The organism is Pseudactinotalea sp. (assembly GCF_048594945.1).
GTDB lineage: Bacteria > Actinomycetota > Actinomycetes > Actinomycetales > Beutenbergiaceae > Pseudactinotalea.
The window spans coordinates 1-16,426 of record NZ_JBMDXJ010000342.1 but is presented as its reverse complement, the minus strand read 5'-3'; the positions used below and the strand labels follow the sequence as shown (position 1 = coordinate 16,426).

The following is a 16,426-nucleotide window of genomic DNA, read 5'->3' as shown; positions in this document are numbered from 1 at the left end:
GCACGGGCCGTTCGGCGAGGACGGCACGATCCAGGGCATGCTCGAGCTCGCGGGGATCCGCTACGTGGGCTCGGGCGTGCTCGCCTCGGCCGCGGGCATGGACAAGCACTACATGAAGGTCGTGCTCGCGGGCGCCGGCATCCCGATCGGCCCCAGCGTGACCATCACGCCACGCCAGTGGCGCACGCAGCGCCAACAGGTGAGCACCGCCGTCGAGCGGCTCGGCCTGCCGGTCTTCGTCAAGCCCGCCCGGGCAGGCTCCTCCATGGGCATCACCCGTGTGGACGATCTCGCGGACCTGGCCACCGCCGTCGAGCAGGCCCAGCAGCATGACCCCAAGGTGCTGGTCGAGGCCGGCATCGCCGGACGGGAGATCGAGTGCGCGGTGCTGCAGGGGCGCGGCGACGACCCGCCGCGCACCAGCGGTGTCGGCGAGATCGTGGTCGGCAGCGAGCACGCTTTCTACGACTACGAGGCCAAGTACTTCGACGCCGCGCACCTCGACATCCGCATCCCGGCCGACGTGCCCCCGGAGATCGTGCGCCGCATGCAGCAGCTCGCCGCGACCACCTTCGACGCACTGGACTGCGAGGGCCTGGGCCGGGTCGACTTCTTCTACACGGACGACGGCGACGTGCTCGTCAACGAGATCAACACCATGCCCGGGTTCACGCCGTTCTCGATGTACCCGATGCTGTGGCAGGCCGAGGGTCTGAGCTACACCGACCTCATCACCGAGCTGATCGAGCTCGCGCGCGAGCGCCTGGTCGGGTTGCGCTGATCACAGGCACTCGCGGTCGCCGTCCTGCGGGAGGTCGACGACGACGGCGCTCAGCTCGGTCATGATCGTCTGGTCCCCGGCGTAGTCGGCCGGGATCGTGACCTCGACGGCGGGGACGCGCCCGTAGGTGGTGAAGGTCGCGTTCTCCGCGTCCTCGGTGACGACCCAGTCCACCTCGCTGCCGCCCTCGGCGGCGACGGTGACGCACCCGTCGGTGGTCGGCGGCAGCGGTGTCACGCCGCAGCGGAGCACGATCGCCGGGTCGCCCCAGGCGCGTGATGCCTGGCTCGTGGTCGAGCGCCGTTCCTGCCCGCCGAGCTCGTTCGGCAGGTCGAGCAGCAGCACGGCACACACCGGCTCGCTGGCGCTCGGCGCGGGGTCGACCGCTACGGCGGTTGAGCAGGCCGACGCGGCGGCCAGCACCCCCACGGCTCCCGCGATCCTGCACGCCTGCCACCGCGATCCAGCCATGCTCCGAAGCGTAGGTCAGTCGCGGTGACTCTCGCGCCTCAGCAACGGGAGCACCCAGAGCGCGAGCACGGCTACGAGGGCGCCCACGGCTGCGGCGATCCCCGCGCCGCGCCCCACCACGAAGTCGAAGATCAGGTGGCTGACGCCCACGGCCAGCGCGGCCACGAGGAGGGTCGTGGTGAGCAGGTAGCGGTTGCCGAGCTGCACCACCCGTGCCTTGCGTAGCTGGCGGAACAGCACCCGGTGCAGCACCACCGGAGCGAGGCCGGTAGCGGTGGCGAGCGCGGCGAGTGCCACCAGCACGAGATAGACGCCCAGCTGATAACCGTCGAGATCCTCGAAGCGCTGCTGGAACGCCACCGCGAGCAGGAAGCCGGTGACGATCTGTGTGCCCGTGAGCGTGACGCGGAGCTCCTGCAGGATCTCCGCCCAGTTGCGGTCGAGCCGCTGATTCTCGGTCTCGGGGCGACCGTCGTCGACGCCCGGATCCCCGTTCAGTGGTTTCTCAGCATCTCGATCAGCTCCGCCTTCTTCTTGGTGGAGTATCCGGTCAGGCCGAGCTCCTTGGCGCGCTGCCGCAGCTCGGCCACCGTGCGGTCCTCGTACCTGGTGGCAGTGGGAGCAGCTGCTCGAGGCTTCGCCGCAGCCGAGGGCGCAGCATTCGCAGGCTCGCCGCGCAGGGCGCGCTCGAGCGCGTCGTCGAGGTCGGTGACGGCGAACTCGTACCCCGAGGTCTGCAACGCGCGGGGCTCGATGTGCTGACTCAGCAGCAGTACCTCGTCCGCCGTGGGTCCGAGCGGGAGTCGCAAGAGACCGGAGGGAAGTGCGAACAGGTGCGGTCGGTCCATCGCGTCGGCGAGCGCGCGGGTGACGTCCTCGCTGGTGCTGCGGGCCGGGGCCACGAGGTTGACCGGCCCTGACACGTCGTCGTGGGTGAGCGCGTGCAGGATGCCGCCCACCTCGTCGGCCAGCGCGATCCACGGCCATACCTGTGTGCCCGGTCCGATCCGCGCCCCGGCCCCGAGGCGGGTGGCGAGCATCAAGGGTGCGAGCGCACCACCGTCGGACAGGACCAGCCCGGTGCGGATCGTGACCACACGGGTGACGCCTGAGGCTTCGCGTGCCTCGGCTTCCCAGCGGCGGGTGAGGTAGGACAGGAACCCCCGACCTGGACCCGAGGTCTCGTCGAGCCGCTCACCCGGCCGGTCCCCGTAGAACCCGACCGCCGACCCGTTGACCAGGACCGACGGCGGCTCGTCCGCCGCACGGATCGCCTCGACGAGCGCGTGGGTCGGGTCGACCCGACTGTGCACGAGCTCGTGCCGGTACGCCTTCGTCCAGGGGAGCCGTCCGATCGGGGCGCCCGAGAGATTGACGACGGCTTCGGCCCAGTCGATCGCCGCGCCTGGCACCTGCCCCGTGCTCGGGTCCCAGCGCCACTCCCGCGGTCCGGTGGGTTCGGCGCGCACGAGCAGCCCGGTCTCGTGGCCCTCACGCTCGGCGGCCTCGCGGAGCGCGGTGCCGATCAGCCCGGTGCCGCCGCTGAGAAGGATGCGCACGAAGGGACCTCCACGTCGTTGACCAGGCATTCTGTCGCCTACAGTGTGCCAGGTGGGCGGCGCGTCGGGTCAGCGGGTCAGTGACCTCGACGAAACCGAGCTGATCGCCCGGTTCGCACCGCTGCTGCCGTTCGGCGCCGCCACGCAGGTTGGTCCGGGCGATGACGCCGCCGTGATCGCCGCCCCCGATGGTCGCGTGGTCGTCACCACCGATCTGCTGGTCGAGGACCACCATTTCCGCCGCCACTGGGGCTCGGCCGAGGACGTCGGGCACCGTGCTGCGGCGCAGAACCTCGCCGACGTCGCGGCGATGGGAGGCACGCCCACCGGGCTCGTGGTGGGGCTGGTGCTGCCGCCGGACACCGAGGTCGACTGGGTGCTCGGGTTCGCTGCAGGACTCGCTGCGGGCTGTGGTGAGCGCATCGGGGTGGTGGGCGGCGACCTGTCGGCGGGGGAGCGGCTGATGGTCGCGGTGACCGCATTCGGCGACCTGGGCGGCCGCGAGCCTGTCCTGCGCAGCGGCGCCCGCCCCGGCGACGTGGTCGCCCATTCCGGCCGACTCGGCTGGGCAGCGACCGGTTACGCGGCGCTCGAGGCCGACCGCACGGCGGAGGCGAACGATGCGGTCGCTGCGTTCTTGCGGCCCGACCCGCCGCTCGCCGACGGCTCGGCCGCCGCCGGCGCCGGGGCGACCTCGTTGCTCGATGTGTCCGACGGGCTGCTGCGCGACGCCGGTCGGATCGCCGCCGCCTCAGGCGTCGCGATCGACCTGGACAGCACCACGCTGGTGGACGACGTCGTGGCCGCCGCTGCGGCTGCGCTCGATCTCGACCCGCTCACGTTGGCACTCACCGGCGGCGAGGACCACGGGTTGCTGGCGACGTTCCCACCGGGTACCGACCTCCCGGGCGGGTACCGCTCCATCGGGCGGGTGCTGGCGGGCACGCGTGTCACGGTCGACGACGGCGCGCCACCCGTGCAGGGGCTCGGCTGGGACCATTTCCGCGCCTGAGCGTGCCGTTGGGGAAGCTGCCCGGGTGGCCAGTTCTGCCACGTTCGGGTGCGTGGGCCGTGGTGGAACCGGCCCAGATGCACACTTCTGCAACCGCCCGTGCCGATCTCGGGACGCGTGTGCGACCCGTGGCCTACCGTGGAGTATGCGTATTGCCGAAGTGATCCGACGCAAGGGCGCGGACGTGGTCACGGTGGCTCCGGACACGGGGGTCGCCGACCTGGTCGCGCAGTTGGCCGAGCACAAGATCGGTGCCCTGGTGGTCTCACCCGATGGTGGCGAGACCGTGGTGGGCATCGTGTCCGAGCGTGACGTGGTGCGTCGCCTCCACAGCGACGGGGCCGCTGTGCTGGAGCGCACCGTCGCCGAGATCATGACTGCCGAGGTCGAGACCTGCGAGCCCGAGGACGAGCTGGAGGCACTCGCACGGAGGATGACCGACCTGCGGGTGCGGCACCTCCCGGTGGTCGTCGAGGGGCACCTGCACGCGATCGTCTCGATCGGAGACGTGGTCAAGAACCGCCTCGACGAGCTTCAGGACGAGCGCGATCAGCTCGTCACGTACGTGCAGCAGTAGTCCTCAGACCTCCGCGCGCAGCCGCCACCGCGCGCCGCGCTGCTGGTGCTCGGTGAACGCTGCGAACCTGCCGCCCGCAGCACGGAGCTCGGCGGGCGTGCCGTCCTCGACGATGCGTCCGTCCTCGAAGAACAGCACCCGGTCGGCCGCCTCGATGCTCGTGAGCCGGTGCGCCACGATCACGCGCGTACGGGGGAGCGGGTCGCGTGTGAGCGCATCGACCACGGCACGCTCGTTCTCGGGGTCCAGCGCGCTCGTGGCCTCGTCGACCAACAGGATCGGTGCCGGCTTGAGCAGGGCGCGTGCGATGCTCACCCGCTGCCTCGCGCCGCCCGAGAGGCGCCCTCCGGCCTCGCCGACGGCGGAGTCCCGGCCCTCGGGGAGGCGTTGCGTGATCTCGTCGACCCGGGCGAGCTCGGTCGCGGCTGCGACTGCGTCGTGCCCGGCGCTCGGAGCTCCCACCAGGACGTTCTCGCGGATCGTGCCCTCGAACAGGAACGGGTGCTGGAACACCATGCTCACGGCGTCCCGGTGCGTCCCGACGGTGAGCGCGCTCGCGTCGCGGCCGTCGAGCAGCACCTGACCACCGGTGGGCTGCAGCAGCCCGGCGATCATGGTGAGCAGCGTGGTCTTGCCGGATCCCGACGGACCCACCACGGCGGTCGTGGAGCCCGGCTCGAGCACCAGGTCCAGGCCGGAGATCACCGGAGGCGCGTCGCCGTGCCGCACCTCGATGCCACGCAGCTCGATGCGCGGAGCCGACCCCACGGGTTCGGCGTCTCGACCAGCCGGCGCCTCGGGAGCATCGAGAACCGCTCGGATCTTCACCAGCGCCAGGCGCGTGCTCTCCAGCGCGGGCGCCAGCTGCGCGATCGTGGTCATCGGCTCCAGGAACCGCACCACGACCACCACGAGACCGATCGCCGCTCCCAGGTCGAGATCACCCCGGATCGTGAGCCACGCCGTCGTGCCGGCCAGCGCGATGAGGGCGATCTGACTGGCGAGCGAGAAGACCAGCTGGCCCGGCGCCTGCAGCAGCACCAGACGCAGCGTGGCGGCGTGCTGACCGGCGAGCGCCTGCGCCACCTGGCTGCGGGCGGGCGTGGCGCGGCGGCTCGCGCGCAGCACCTCCTGCGTGCGCCCGAACTCCACGAGTCGCTCGGTGAGCTCGGTGTTCGCCGCTGCGGCCGCGGCGTCGGCATGCCGGGTGGCGCGACCCGCGAACCAGACCGCGCCCAGCATCAGCGGCACCGCCGCCAGCGCGGCCACCGCGAGCAGGGGTGAGACCCACATCAGACCGAGCGCGATCGCCGCAGGCAGCAGCACCGCGCTGACGAACGGTGTCACGAGGTTGACGATCAGCCCGATCAGGTCGGGTCCGGTCGTGGCGATCGCGTAGCGGGCGTCGGCGGTGTTCTCGGCACCGAACCACGCCATCCGGATCCGGGTGAGGCGGTCGGCAACCTTGTGCTGGGTGCTCTCGAGCACCTCGAAGCCGATGTCGAAGGCACGCCGAGCGGCAGCCGCGTCCACGAGCCAGCCGGCCACGGTCACGGCGGTGAGGGCACCGAGCCAGCGCCACGCGTCGGCCGGTGCGGGGCTGACCAGTGCCGCGATCAGCGGAACCAGCAGCACGGCCGCCGCTGCGCGCAGCAGCACCGAGACCAGCGTGAGCACCACGTACGTGCGCACCCGACCGCGTTCGGAGACCGGCACCAGTGAGAGCAGCGTGCGGATCATCGGACGACCTCCACGCCTGCCGCTTCCCAGAGCTGTCGGTAGCGGCCATGGTGAGCGAGCAACTCGGTGTGCGTGCCCGATTCGACCACGACGCCGCCGTCGAGCACGAGGATCGCGTCCGCCCCGGTGATCGTGTGCAGCCGGTGCGCGATCACCAGCACCGTGCGGTCGCGCGCCAACCGGTCCAGGGCGCGCTGCACCAGATACTCCGACTCGGGGTCGGCGAACGCCGTGGCCTCGTCGAGCACGAGGACCGGGGTGTCTGCCAGGATCGCGCGGGCGATCGTCAGCCGCTGGCGCTCGCCGCCGGAGAGCACCACGTCCTCACCGAGCACGGTGTCGTATGCCGCGGGCATCCGGGTGATCCGGTCATGGATCTGAGCGTCTCGCGCGGCCGCTTCGACCGCGGCCCGTGTGGCTTCGGGGCGGGCGAGTGCGATGTTCTCCGCCACGGTCCCGCGCACGAGTGCCACGTCCTGCAGCACGAAGCCGACCCGTTGGTACAGCTCATCACCCTCGAGCGAACGGACGTCGTCGCCGCCGATCCGGATGGCTCCGCTGTCGACGTCGTGGAACCGCGCGACGAGCGCGGCGAGCGTCGACTTGCCCGAACCGGAGGGGCCGACCAACGCCGTCACGGTTCCCGGTCGCAGCACGGCACTGACGTCGCGGAGCACCGGCGTGCTCGGGTGATAGCCGAACGTGACGCGATCGAGCTCGACCGTGCCGGCTGTGGCCCGGGCGGCGGCGTCGTCGGTGGTCGTCAGCTCGTCGGCGTCGAGCGCGGCACCGACGCGGCGGGCGGCCTGCAACCCGCTGCGCATCCCGGACAGCCCGTATCCGATGCCAAGCAGGCGGCCGCCGAAGCTCGTCCCCAGCACCAGGAACGCGAGCAGATCCACCACCTCGAGCCCACCGCCGATCACCCGCCAGGTGCCGACCGCGGCGATCAGCCAGCCGAAGGTCGAGGGGCGCGTCACCAGATCCATCGCGGTCTTCTTGCTCGTGAACGGCCGCTGCCAGTCACGGAGGAACGCGAGGTAGCCCTCGAGGCGCTTCGTGAACGCCGAGGCCGCCGCACCGCCGAAGGTGCGCACCACCGGCTGACCCTCGAGGTAGCTTCCGGCCGCCACTCCCATCCGCTCAGCCCACCGCTGCGAGGCGCCGATCTTGGCGCCCGACTGAATCACCATCACGTACATCAGCACCACGTAGACGAGGATCGGCACCAGCAGCACCAACGCCAGCCGCCAGTCGACCGCGAACAGGTAGACCAGCACCACGATCGGCGCCACGGCGGCTCGTACGGCATCACCGATCGCGTGCGTGACCAGGTAGTGCAGTGCCAGTGTGTCGTCGGAGACCAGGCTCTTGACCCCGCTCGAGCCTCGTTCGCTGAACCACCCGAGCGGCAGTCGCGACAGCTTGTCGAGCAGCCGGGTGCGCAGGTCCCGCGCGAAGCGCGCATCGACGACGTGCAGCCACAGCAGCAGCGCCGAGCTCAGCAGCGCGCCCGCGCCCAGCAGCACCAGTGCCAGGACGCCGAGCCCCATCAGATCGGTCAGGCCGTCGCCGTCGAGCAGGCGGCGCGCCAGCTCGACCAGCAGCACGTACGGGGCGAGCTGCAGCAGCGTCGCGAGCGCTTCGAGCACGCCGGCCACGATCAGCTGCGTGCGCAGCGGTGCCAGCAGTCTCCCGGCGGCCTGCGAGCGCCAGCGCCCCGGTGCGGCGGTGGGCGCCGGGGCAGCCGCAGCAGGCTCGAGGCGCTCGGGCTCGGGCGTGGGCGCCGTCGCGGCCGTGTCAGCAGACACAGTCGGTGCCGCCGGTGCCTCGTCGACCTCGACCACCTCGCGGGCCTTGCCCATCGACTTGCCCTGGATCCAGTAGGCCCGGCCGTGCACCTCGCGCTTGGGGAACCCGAACTCCTCGCGCAGCCGCTTCTGGAGTGCCTTGAGCGAGCCGGACTCGGGCGCGAGCCAGGCGTACCAGTCCGACCAGTCGCGCGCCTCGATCGCCGCGGCGACCGACTCCGGACCGGTGCGGTCGACCCAGTGCACGCGCAGCTGCGGGTGCGTACGGAGCGGGATCTGCTCGTCGTGCTCGCTGTGTCGCTCGAGATAGAGCTCCACCGGGACGTGGGCGGGCAGCACCTCGAGCACTCCGTTCGTCGCCGGGATCGAGGCCGAGTCGCCCACCAGGAGGAAGCCGGCCGGCAATTCCTCGGGCAACGCGAAGTTGGGCGACAGCGAGCTCATCACCGCGATCTCGTCTCCCGGCTGTGCGGCTGCTGCCCACAGGCACGCGGGACCTGCGGGGTTGTGCATGACGACGTCGACGGCGAACTCCCCGGTCTCCGCGTCGGCCTCGCTGAGCGTGTAGGCGCGTTGGTACTCGGTCTCGCCGCCATCGGGGTCGGGGAACCAGAACCGCAGCCAGGCGGTCGGCTCGATCGGGATCTCGTCGAACACGGTCTCGGACCGGAGCCGCACCCGGAGGAAGTTCGGCGCCAGCCACTCGCTGCCGGTCACGGTGGCGAGATGGTCCCGCGCGCCGAACATGCGCATCGTGGCGCCCTGGAAACCGCGTGCCATGGTCAGCTCCTCACGGTGGTGGTCTCGGCGCCCTCGACCTGCCGCAGCAGGGCGGTGACGATCGCGGCGGCGTCGGTTGCGCTCGGGTCGCTGCCGATCGTGGCGACCACGCCCCGCACGGCCACGGTCAGCAACATCCGGGCGAAGTCGGCCTCGGTCACTGACGGCAGGTCGTCGACCGTCGGCCCGAGCGCGAGGTCGGCGTCGAACCGGTCGGTCGCCGCGCGCATCTCGGCGGCGAAGCCGCCGGGGTCCTGGTCGACGGCGGTACTCCGGCGTTCTTGACCGGCCGCCATCGCGAAGGCGAGTGAGGCGACGGCGTTGCTCACGACGACGGCGGTGTCCGCCCGGAGGCCGTGCGTACGCAGGTGTTGGGTTGCCTCGTGCATCAGCGCGATGCCGCGCTCGCCGCGAGGGAAGAGGGTGAGCAGGTAGTCGGCCAGCCCGGGTCGCTCGATCGCGAACCGATGCAGCCCGAGCGCGAGCCGCAGCAACGCGTCCTCGAGCTCGGCGCTGTCCTCGAGGTCGAGCCGCAGGTCGGCGAGCAGGCTCTCTCCGACCAGCCGCTCCAGCTCCCACCGGTTCGCCACGTGCCGGTACAGCGCCGTGGGGGTGACCCCGAGCCGACCGGCCACGGCGGCGACGCTGAGATCGGCCATGCCGAGGTTGCGGCCGGCGTCGGTGATGTCCTCGAGCGTCAGGGCGCGCGGTCTGGTCACCCGCTAGTTATACCCCATAACTAAGGTGAGGCTAACCTTTCTGACCGAGCGTCGTGACCCGTGCGTAGCGAACCTCAGGGACCGGGGTGCCGCCGGCGTCGAAGTCGGTCGCGACGCCGTCGGGCATGAACCCGAACCGCTCGTAGAAGGCGCGCGCACGCGCGTTGCCCTCCAGCACCCATACCGCGACCGGGCGGGGACCGAGGGCGGTGAGAGCCGCGGACATGAGGGCGGCGCCGGCACCGGTGCCGATCCGGTCCGGGTCCACGTAGATCGCGTAGACCTCGCCCCATCCGTCGCCGGGGGAGGGGGCGTCGTCGTCGGGCCGGTAGTCCCCGAACCAGCAGTAGCCTGCGATCGTGCCGTCACCATCGACGGCCACGTGCCCGGGTGCGGAGGTCCCGCTGCCCAACCGTTCACGCAGCCGCGCTGCGCGAGGCTCGACCTCCTGCGCAGCGAGCAGGTCGGCCGGCATCAGACCCGCGTAGGCGTGCTGCCAGGCGCGCACGTTGATCGTGGCGATCGCCTCGGCATCCTCGAGGCGTGGGTCGCGGATCTGCCAGGGCATCGGACTCCTCGTGAGATGACGAGAGCCGCCCACCGTGATCGGTGAGCGGCTCAGTCGTGGAAGAGCTCAGATCGCGCGCTGGACCTTGCCGGCCTTGAGGCAGCTGGTGCAGACGTTGAGCTTCTTCTTGGTGCCACCGACCATCGCGCGGACGGTCTGGATGTTCGGGTTCCAGCGACGCTTGGTGCGGCGGTGGGAGTGCGAGATGCTGTGGCCGAAGCTCGGCGACTTGGCGCACACGTCACACGTAGAGGCCACGGGATTCTCCTAGATCGTTCGCCATCGCGGTGGACGGCACGGTGTCAAAGTCGGGTCGCCGGGCCGCGATCGGCCCAGGGCAACCACGGCAGTCTACACCGGAAGCGGTCCGCTCTGCGACGTGCCGGTGTGCGATGCGGCACTCATGCGGCTGCTGCGGGCGGGTCGCGGACGATCTCGACGACCGGTCGTCGCCGCGTGGTCCACAGGAAGCCGATGTTCTCGCCCGGCTCGGCGTTCGCGCCCGGTGGTGGCGGTGGGACGGTCGTATACGTGTGCCCGGTCGGGGTGGTGATGGTGATCCGGTGTTCATCCGGCCGGAGATCATCCGCGCGTTCGGACCAGCCCGGGGCTTCCTTCGCGTAGTTGCAGGCCTCGCACTTGCCCTGCCCGCTCCTGAGGTCGGTGGCGCCATCATCGGCAGCGCGCTCGGCGTGGTCGATGTGTCGGATGGGTGCTCGGCACCATGGGGTGCGGCAGTGCTGGTCACGGAAGCGGATCAGCCGTTGCAGCCCCGGTGGAAAGCGGCGATGTCGGGAGTCGATCGCGACCAGCTCCTCGCTGGCGGGGCTCCGATACAGTCGCCGTACCCAGATGCGGTCGGCCGGGGTGAGTGCGGCGAGCTGCCTGGCGAGATCGGCGTCGATGTGGGCCAGGCCTCCGGCGGGACCGCCGATCAGCACCTCACCCTCGCTGGTTTCGTCCGAGCCGAAGAGCTGCTGCTCGGTCATGATCAGGTTGAGAACCACGCCCGTGCCCGCCGGTGCACCGGACAGTGGGCGCGACTCGCCCGTTCGCATGTCACTGCTGCCTTCCGCGTCGGAATCGGCGACCGGTTGAGGTGCCTGCCCGGCCGGTCGGTGTGTCAGCACGGCGTCCCGCAGGGTGTCGGCCATGAGCTGGCCGCGGGTGGCGGGCGCCCCGGCGCTGCGGCCGGCATCCGCCGCTCGTGTGAGCGCGGCATAGATCGCGACCCCCTCGGCGACGGGGAGCAGCGCGGTGAGGTGCGTCATGGTGTCCGGCGCCGGGCGCAGGCTCACATGACGCTCCGCCTCGGCGCGACGGCGTCGTTCGACGACGCTCGCCGGATCGCGCCGGCACGCCGCCCGGGCTGCCGCTGCCTGGATGCCGCGCTCGCCCAGCAGCTCTGCGCGCTCGGGATCGCCGGCGACCTCGGCATCGATCGCGGCGCGGTCCTCGCGGGACACGCATACCGTGGCCTGCGCCATGAGCGTGGCGGCGCGTTCGGTGATCCGACCGGCCCGGAGTGCGGCAGCGGTGGCGGGCAGCTCGGAGCGCAGCACGCGGGCCAGAGACAGATGCCGCCGACCCTGGTGCGGCGAGATGCGACGCGCCAGCGAGATCTGCTCGGCGACGCCGCGCCCCGCTCTGCTCCGGCTCGTTCCCGCCGCCACCTGCTGCTCGCGCTGCGAGAGGTCGAAGGCCTCGGTCAGGTCGGCTTGGAGGCCGGCGGCCGTGTTCTTCAGGTCCTCCAGCGCTCGGATCAGATCGATCCGCTCAGCGTCGATCTCCGCGCCGACGCCCACGGGGTCTGTAGCGGAGGACAGCGCCTCCCGCATCGCGCGCACAGCGGCAGCGTCAGGATCCGAGGCGGTGACCCCCTGGCCCTGGCGCTCCGTTGATACGAACATACGTTCGAGTTTACAGGTGTAGTCACGCCTGCGCAAGGGGGGGATGTGCCGAGATTCCCGAATGTGCAGGAGTTAAGGCCAGGGCCGTTGCGCCGAATGTGCCGCGGTCGCGGCGGCGACCTCGACGTCCGACCATCGCTGCGCCCGTTTTCAATACCCCCGGCTACTCGGGGAGCCGTTGGCTTGGGCATCCGAGTGGACAGCGGGAGCCCATGGGATCTCGCCCATCCGTTGACCCGGGTCGAGGTGAACGACTTCGTCGAGCACATCGGTCGCGGTGACTCCTGATCGCGCGTCACAGCCACTGCTCGCCGCTGGGGCGAGCGCGGGCGGAGCCTCCAGTCAGCTCGGCGAGCAGAGCATCGAGGGTGGGCTGCTCCGCGGGGCGGACCCCGAGAAGCAGGTCGACCTGCTGGCCCCACGTGGTCTCGACGACCATGATCCCGTGCGCCCGTAGCTCTGCCTCGACCCGGCCTGCCGTCGCGGCGTCCACGGTCGCGGTCAGGAGCTGCACCAGCCTGACCTCGCGTATCTGGGCGGAGTCGATCGCCAGCCGGACAGCACCACCGTACGCGCGCACCAGGCCGCCTGTGCCGAGCAGAGTGCCGCCGAACCAGCGGGTGACCACCGCGACCAGGTCGGTGAGTCCGCTGGCGCGTAGCGCCTCCAGTATCGGTGCCCCCGCAGTCCCGGAGGGCTCGCCGTCGTCGGACGAGCGCTCAACCGCGCCCCCAGGACCGAGGACGAACGCCGAGCAGTGGTGGCGGGCGTCCCAGTGCTGTCGCCGGGCCAGCGCGACCGCCTCCCGTGCTGCCTCCTCGTCGGCAACCGGCGCCAGCACGCAGCGGAACCGAGACCGCTTGATCTCGAGCTCGGCCTCGGCGGCCGCGTCGATCGTGCGGTACGAGTCCGGGTCGGCCACGGGAAGCAGGATAGTGACAGGGCGCCGGCGCGGGTGGTGTCGGCCCTCGCGGATAGCATCACGGACGTGGCACGAGTGAGCGGGCACAAGGCGAAGGTCGTCGGCGCGCGCTCACCCCTGGGCAAACGCTTCGGCGAGAAGACCGGCGTCGAGCTGGCCAAGATGGGTCTGGAGACCATCGAGGACCTGCTGCGCCACTACCCGCGCCGGTACGTCAAGCGCGGCGACTACACCTCACTCGACGGCGGTGTGCCCGGGGAGCCGGTCACCTACGTCGCGGAGGTGGTCGAGTTCCACAAGCGCTACGCGCGCAACCGGAGCATGCAGATCATCTCGGCGACCATCTCGGACGGCACGAGCACCCTCCCGCTGACCTTCTTCGCGCGGCAGGCCTACCTCGCCCAGCACCTCGAGCGGCAGCTCAAGGTCGGCACCGTCGCGATGTTCGCCGGCACCCTCAAGCGCGGCATCAACGGCCAGCGCGAGCTCACGCACCCCGAGGTTGAGCCACTGGACTCATGGGAGGACGAGGAGACCGCCAGGCGCGAGGCGGCCCGCCCGATCCCGATCTACGGCGCCACCACCAAGCTGCAGACCTGGAAGGTCCGCAAGCTCGTGCGCACGCTGCTCGACCCACTCACCGAGGCCGACGTGCTCGATCCCGTCCCGGCCGAGATCGTCCGGCGCCGCCGGCTGCTCTCCGAGCTCGAGGCGCTCCGCCTCGTCCACACACCCGAGGACGAGCAGGAAGCCCAACGGGCCAAGGCACGGTTGCGCTACGACGAGGCATTCCTGCTCCAGACGGCGCTCGCCCGGCGGCGCGCCGATCTGGCCGCGTTCGAGGCCAGGCCCCGCCCCGCCGTCGAGGGTGGTCTGGTCGATGCCTTCGACGCCCAGCTCCCGTTCACGCTCACCGACGGTCAGCGTGCGGTGGCCGCCGAGATCGGCGCGGACCTCGATGCCGGTGCACCGATGCAGCGACTGCTGCAGGGCGAGGTCGGCTCCGGCAAGACCGTGGTCGCGCTGCGCGCCATGCTCCAGGTGGTCGACAACGGTGGCCAGGCCGCGCTGCTCGCGCCCACCGAGGTGCTCGCCCAGCAGCACGCGCGCACGATCGCGAACCTGCTCGGCCCGCTCGGCGAGGCCGGCATGCTCGGAGGCGCCACCGAGGGCACTCGCGTGGCGCTGCTCACGGGTTCCCTCAACGCTGCCGCCCGCAAGAAGGCGCTGCTGCAGGCGGCGTCGGGAGAGGCGGGCATCGTGGTCGGCACCCACGCCCTGCTGGGGGACCAGGTTCAGTTCGCCGACCTCGGTCTCGTGGTCATCGACGAGCAGCACCGCTTCGGCGTCGAGCAGCGCGACGCGCTGCGCACCAAGGGCACCACGATGCCGCACCAGCTCTACATGACCGCCACACCGATCCCGCGCTCGGTCGCGATGACGTTCTTCGGTGACGTCGAGGTCTCCACGCTCCGCGAGATCCCCGCCGGGCGGTCACCGATCACCACCCACCTCGTGCCCGCCTGGAACCCGCGCTGGATGGAACGCGTCTGGTCCAAGGTCGCCGAAGAGGTCGACGGCGGTGGGCGGGCGTATGTGGTCGCGCCCCGGATCTCCTCGACCCTGGAGGAGGAAGGCGCGGACGTCTACGACCTGTTCGCGCCCGAGGGCACGCCGAAGAAGCGACCGGCCGGTACCCCCGAGACGGTCGACGGCGGGCCCGACAGCACCGCCAACGTCGAGGACGCTGCGGCCTGGTTGCGCCGGCACACTACGCTTGACCCGGCGGCGATCGGGATCATGCACGGTCGGCTCGCTACCGAGGAGAAGGATGCCGCGATGGCCGCCTTCGCCGCCGGCGAGGTGCCGGTGCTCGTCAGCACCACGGTGATCGAGGTCGGTGTGGACGTGCCCGAGGCCACGATGATGGTGGTGCTCGATGCCGATAGGTTCGGGCTCTCGCAGCTGCACCAGCTGCGGGGCCGCGTCGGTCGCGGCAGCAAGCCGGGCACCTGCCTCGTGGTCAGCTGGGCGGACCCGGCGTCCGAGACCCACGAACGGCTCACGGTCCTCGCCGAGACGCTCGACGGGTTCCGCCTGGCGGAGGCCGATCTCGAGCAGCGCCGCGAAGGTGACATCCTGGGAGCCGCGCAGTCCGGCCGTGCCAGCTCGCTGCGGCTGTTGCGGGTGATCGCGGACGCCGACATCATCGAACGAGCACGCGCCGACGCCCGCGAGCTGATCAGCGAGGACCCCAACCTCGTGCACCATCCCGAGCTGCTGACCGCGATCACTCAGCTCGTCGACCCCGACCACGAGGAGTTCCTGGACCGTGTCTGACAAACGCGACAAGCTGGTGCGCGCCACCGGTCTGCTCGTCGGTTACGGCAGCACTCCCGAGTCGGCGGTGTGCCCGCCGATCAGGGTCTCGATCGGGCGCGGCGAGGCGCTTGCGGTGGTCGGCGCGAACGGGACCGGCAAGTCGACCTTCCTGCGTGCCGTCGCCGGGTTGCTGGAGCCGCTCGACGGGCACATCGACGTGCTCGGTGAGGCGGTCGACGAGCGTTCTCAGCGGTTCCGCGCCGAGGTGGCCGTGGTGCTCGACGAGGACTCCTACCTCCCCGCGCTCACGGTGCGCGAGCACCTGCTGCTGACCGCCCGTGGTCACGGCATGACCCAGGTCAGCGACCTCGTGACCGAGGTGGTCGAGGAGTTCGGACTCGGGGAGCGGCAGCGGGCACTGCCCACCGCGCTGTCCTCGGGCCAGCGCCGCCGCCTGCTGCTCGCGGCCGCCTTCGTGCGACCGCGCACCCTGATGCTGCTGGACGAGCCGGAACAGCGGCTCGATGCCGGGATGCGGGATCGCCTCGCCGAACGGCTGGTCGAGGAACGCAAGGCCGGAGGCGGGGTGGTGCTCGCGACCCACGACCCGGTGCTCGTGCGCACGGTGGCCACCAAGGTGCTCGTCATCGGGGAGGACCAGGCACGCGTGGTCAAGCCCGAGGTCGGTGCCGCCGCGATCGAGGCGTTGTGACTGGCCTCGCGCCCGCCACACACGTCAGCGGACGGGATCTGCGGCGGCTGACGCGGCAGGCGACCGAGGCGCACGGTGGCGGCGCGGTCGGCGATCTGTTCGGCGAGGTCTACACGTTCGTGTTCAGCCTGCTGGTGGCGGTCGGCATGGCCTTCGGTGTCACCCAGGTGCTCAACACGAAGCTGCGACCCACCACGGCGGATGCGGTGCTCGATCCGGCCTGGCTCGGGCTCGCTGCCGCCCTCGTGGCGGTCGGTGCAGCGGTCAGCCTCGCGGGCCGGCTCGGACCGGTCGGTCTCGGCGGTGGGCAGGCTGCCTGGTTGCTGCCCACCCCGGCCGACCGCCGTGGACTGCTGCGCCCGCGGCTGAGCGTGGTGACCGTGATCGCGGCCGGAGCCGGCGTGGGTATCGGCGCGCTCGCCGGCTCGATGGCCGGCGTCACCGGGATCGGGATCGCCGAAGCTGCAGCGCTCGGGCGCGGAGTCGGGCTCACCGCGGTACAAGCGGTCGCCCGCACCCAGGTGGGGGGCAGTGGACGGGGC

The 16,426-nt window shown here is 71.6% G+C and carries 16 protein-coding genes; 6 read left to right on the top strand and 10 right to left on the bottom strand.

Annotation, left to right across the window (positions count from 1 at the left end; translation table 11 throughout):
• Nucleotides 1-781 (top strand): D-alanine--D-alanine ligase family protein (locus tag ACOJSN_RS15445; RefSeq protein WP_420113381.1); only part of this gene is annotated, 781 nt, incomplete at its 5' end.
• On the opposite strand, the gene ACOJSN_RS15440 is transcribed toward ACOJSN_RS15445, so the two are convergent.
• The 3 genes from ACOJSN_RS15440 to ACOJSN_RS15430 form a co-directional block, all read right to left on the bottom strand.
• Nucleotides 782-1,252 carry a DUF3515 domain-containing protein gene (locus ACOJSN_RS15440; RefSeq protein WP_420113380.1) on the bottom strand — a complete coding sequence of 157 codons (471 nt, stop codon included), beginning with the start codon at nt 1,250-1,252 and terminating at the stop codon, nt 782-784.
• A 15-nt stretch (nt 1,253-1,267) separates the two neighbouring features.
• Nucleotides 1,268-1,672 carry a DUF6328 family protein gene (locus ACOJSN_RS15435; RefSeq protein WP_420113382.1) on the bottom strand — a complete coding sequence of 135 codons (405 nt, stop codon included), beginning with the start codon at nt 1,670-1,672 and terminating at the stop codon, nt 1,268-1,270.
• 74 nt (nt 1,673-1,746) lie between these two features.
• Nucleotides 1,747-2,811 carry a TIGR01777 family oxidoreductase gene (locus ACOJSN_RS15430; RefSeq protein ID WP_420113379.1) on the bottom strand — a complete coding sequence of 355 codons (1,065 nt, stop codon included), beginning with the start codon at nt 2,809-2,811 and terminating at the stop codon, nt 1,747-1,749.
• 52 nt (nt 2,812-2,863) lie between these two features.
• Between ACOJSN_RS15430 and ACOJSN_RS15425 the strand changes: the two genes are divergently transcribed.
• Nucleotides 2,864-3,823: a thiamine-phosphate kinase gene (locus ACOJSN_RS15425; RefSeq protein ID WP_420113378.1), complete on the top strand. Its 960-nt coding sequence runs from the start codon at nt 2,864-2,866 to the stop codon at nt 3,821-3,823.
• Nucleotides 3,824-3,968: 145 nt separating this feature from the next.
• Nucleotides 3,969-4,400: a CBS domain-containing protein gene (locus tag ACOJSN_RS15420; RefSeq protein WP_420113377.1), complete on the top strand. Its 432-nt coding sequence runs from the start codon at nt 3,969-3,971 to the stop codon at nt 4,398-4,400.
• Between the two features lie 3 nt (nt 4,401-4,403).
• Here the strand turns inward: ACOJSN_RS15420 and ACOJSN_RS15415 are convergent, their stop codons facing one another.
• From ACOJSN_RS15415 to ACOJSN_RS15385, 7 genes are all read right to left on the bottom strand, one after another.
• Nucleotides 4,404-6,140 (bottom strand): ABC transporter ATP-binding protein, encoded by a 1,737-nt coding sequence (locus ACOJSN_RS15415; protein ID WP_420113376.1) that lies wholly within the window; start codon nt 6,138-6,140, stop codon nt 4,404-4,406.
• Nucleotides 6,137-8,731 (bottom strand): ABC transporter ATP-binding protein/permease, encoded by a 2,595-nt coding sequence (locus ACOJSN_RS15410; RefSeq protein WP_420113375.1) that lies wholly within the window; start codon nt 8,729-8,731, stop codon nt 6,137-6,139. The genes ACOJSN_RS15415 and ACOJSN_RS15410 overlap by 4 nt, the downstream gene beginning before the upstream one ends.
• Nucleotides 8,732-8,733: 2 nt before the next feature.
• A complete protein-coding gene (locus ACOJSN_RS15405) occupies nt 8,734-9,450 on the bottom strand; it encodes a TetR/AcrR family transcriptional regulator (RefSeq protein ID WP_420113374.1) in 717 nt (238 codons plus the stop codon).
• A 31-nt stretch (nt 9,451-9,481) separates the two neighbouring features.
• A complete protein-coding gene (locus ACOJSN_RS15400; RefSeq protein WP_420113373.1) occupies nt 9,482-10,018 on the bottom strand; it encodes a GNAT family N-acetyltransferase in 537 nt (178 codons plus the stop codon).
• Nucleotides 10,019-10,084: 66 nt separating this feature from the next.
• A complete protein-coding gene (gene rpmB, locus ACOJSN_RS15395) occupies nt 10,085-10,276 on the bottom strand; it encodes a 50S ribosomal protein L28 (RefSeq protein ID WP_420113372.1) in 192 nt (63 codons plus the stop codon).
• A gap of 143 nt (nt 10,277-10,419) precedes the next feature.
• Complete coding sequence (locus ACOJSN_RS15390) at nt 10,420-11,928, bottom strand: DUF222 domain-containing protein (RefSeq protein WP_420113371.1); 1,509 nt, start codon at nt 11,926-11,928, stop codon at nt 10,420-10,422.
• Nucleotides 11,929-12,223: 295 nt separating this feature from the next.
• Entirely contained in the window at nt 12,224-12,850 is a 627-nt protein-coding gene (locus ACOJSN_RS15385; protein ID WP_420113370.1) for an IMPACT family protein, read from the bottom strand.
• Nucleotides 12,851-12,916: 66 nt separating this feature from the next.
• Here ACOJSN_RS15385 and ACOJSN_RS15380 point away from each other — a divergent pair, with 66 nt between their 5' ends.
• The 3 genes from ACOJSN_RS15380 to ACOJSN_RS15370 all read left to right on the top strand — a co-directional run.
• Nucleotides 12,917-15,190: an ATP-dependent DNA helicase RecG gene (locus tag ACOJSN_RS15380; RefSeq protein WP_420113369.1), complete on the top strand. Its 2,274-nt coding sequence runs from the start codon at nt 12,917-12,919 to the stop codon at nt 15,188-15,190.
• Nucleotides 15,183-15,884 (top strand): ABC transporter ATP-binding protein, encoded by a 702-nt coding sequence (locus ACOJSN_RS15375; protein ID WP_420113368.1) that lies wholly within the window; start codon nt 15,183-15,185, stop codon nt 15,882-15,884. The genes ACOJSN_RS15380 and ACOJSN_RS15375 overlap by 8 nt, the downstream gene beginning before the upstream one ends.
• On the top strand, nt 15,881-16,426 hold a 546-nt coding region (locus ACOJSN_RS15370; RefSeq protein WP_420113367.1), incomplete at its 3' end, for a DUF6297 family protein. The genes ACOJSN_RS15375 and ACOJSN_RS15370, both read left to right, overlap by 4 nt.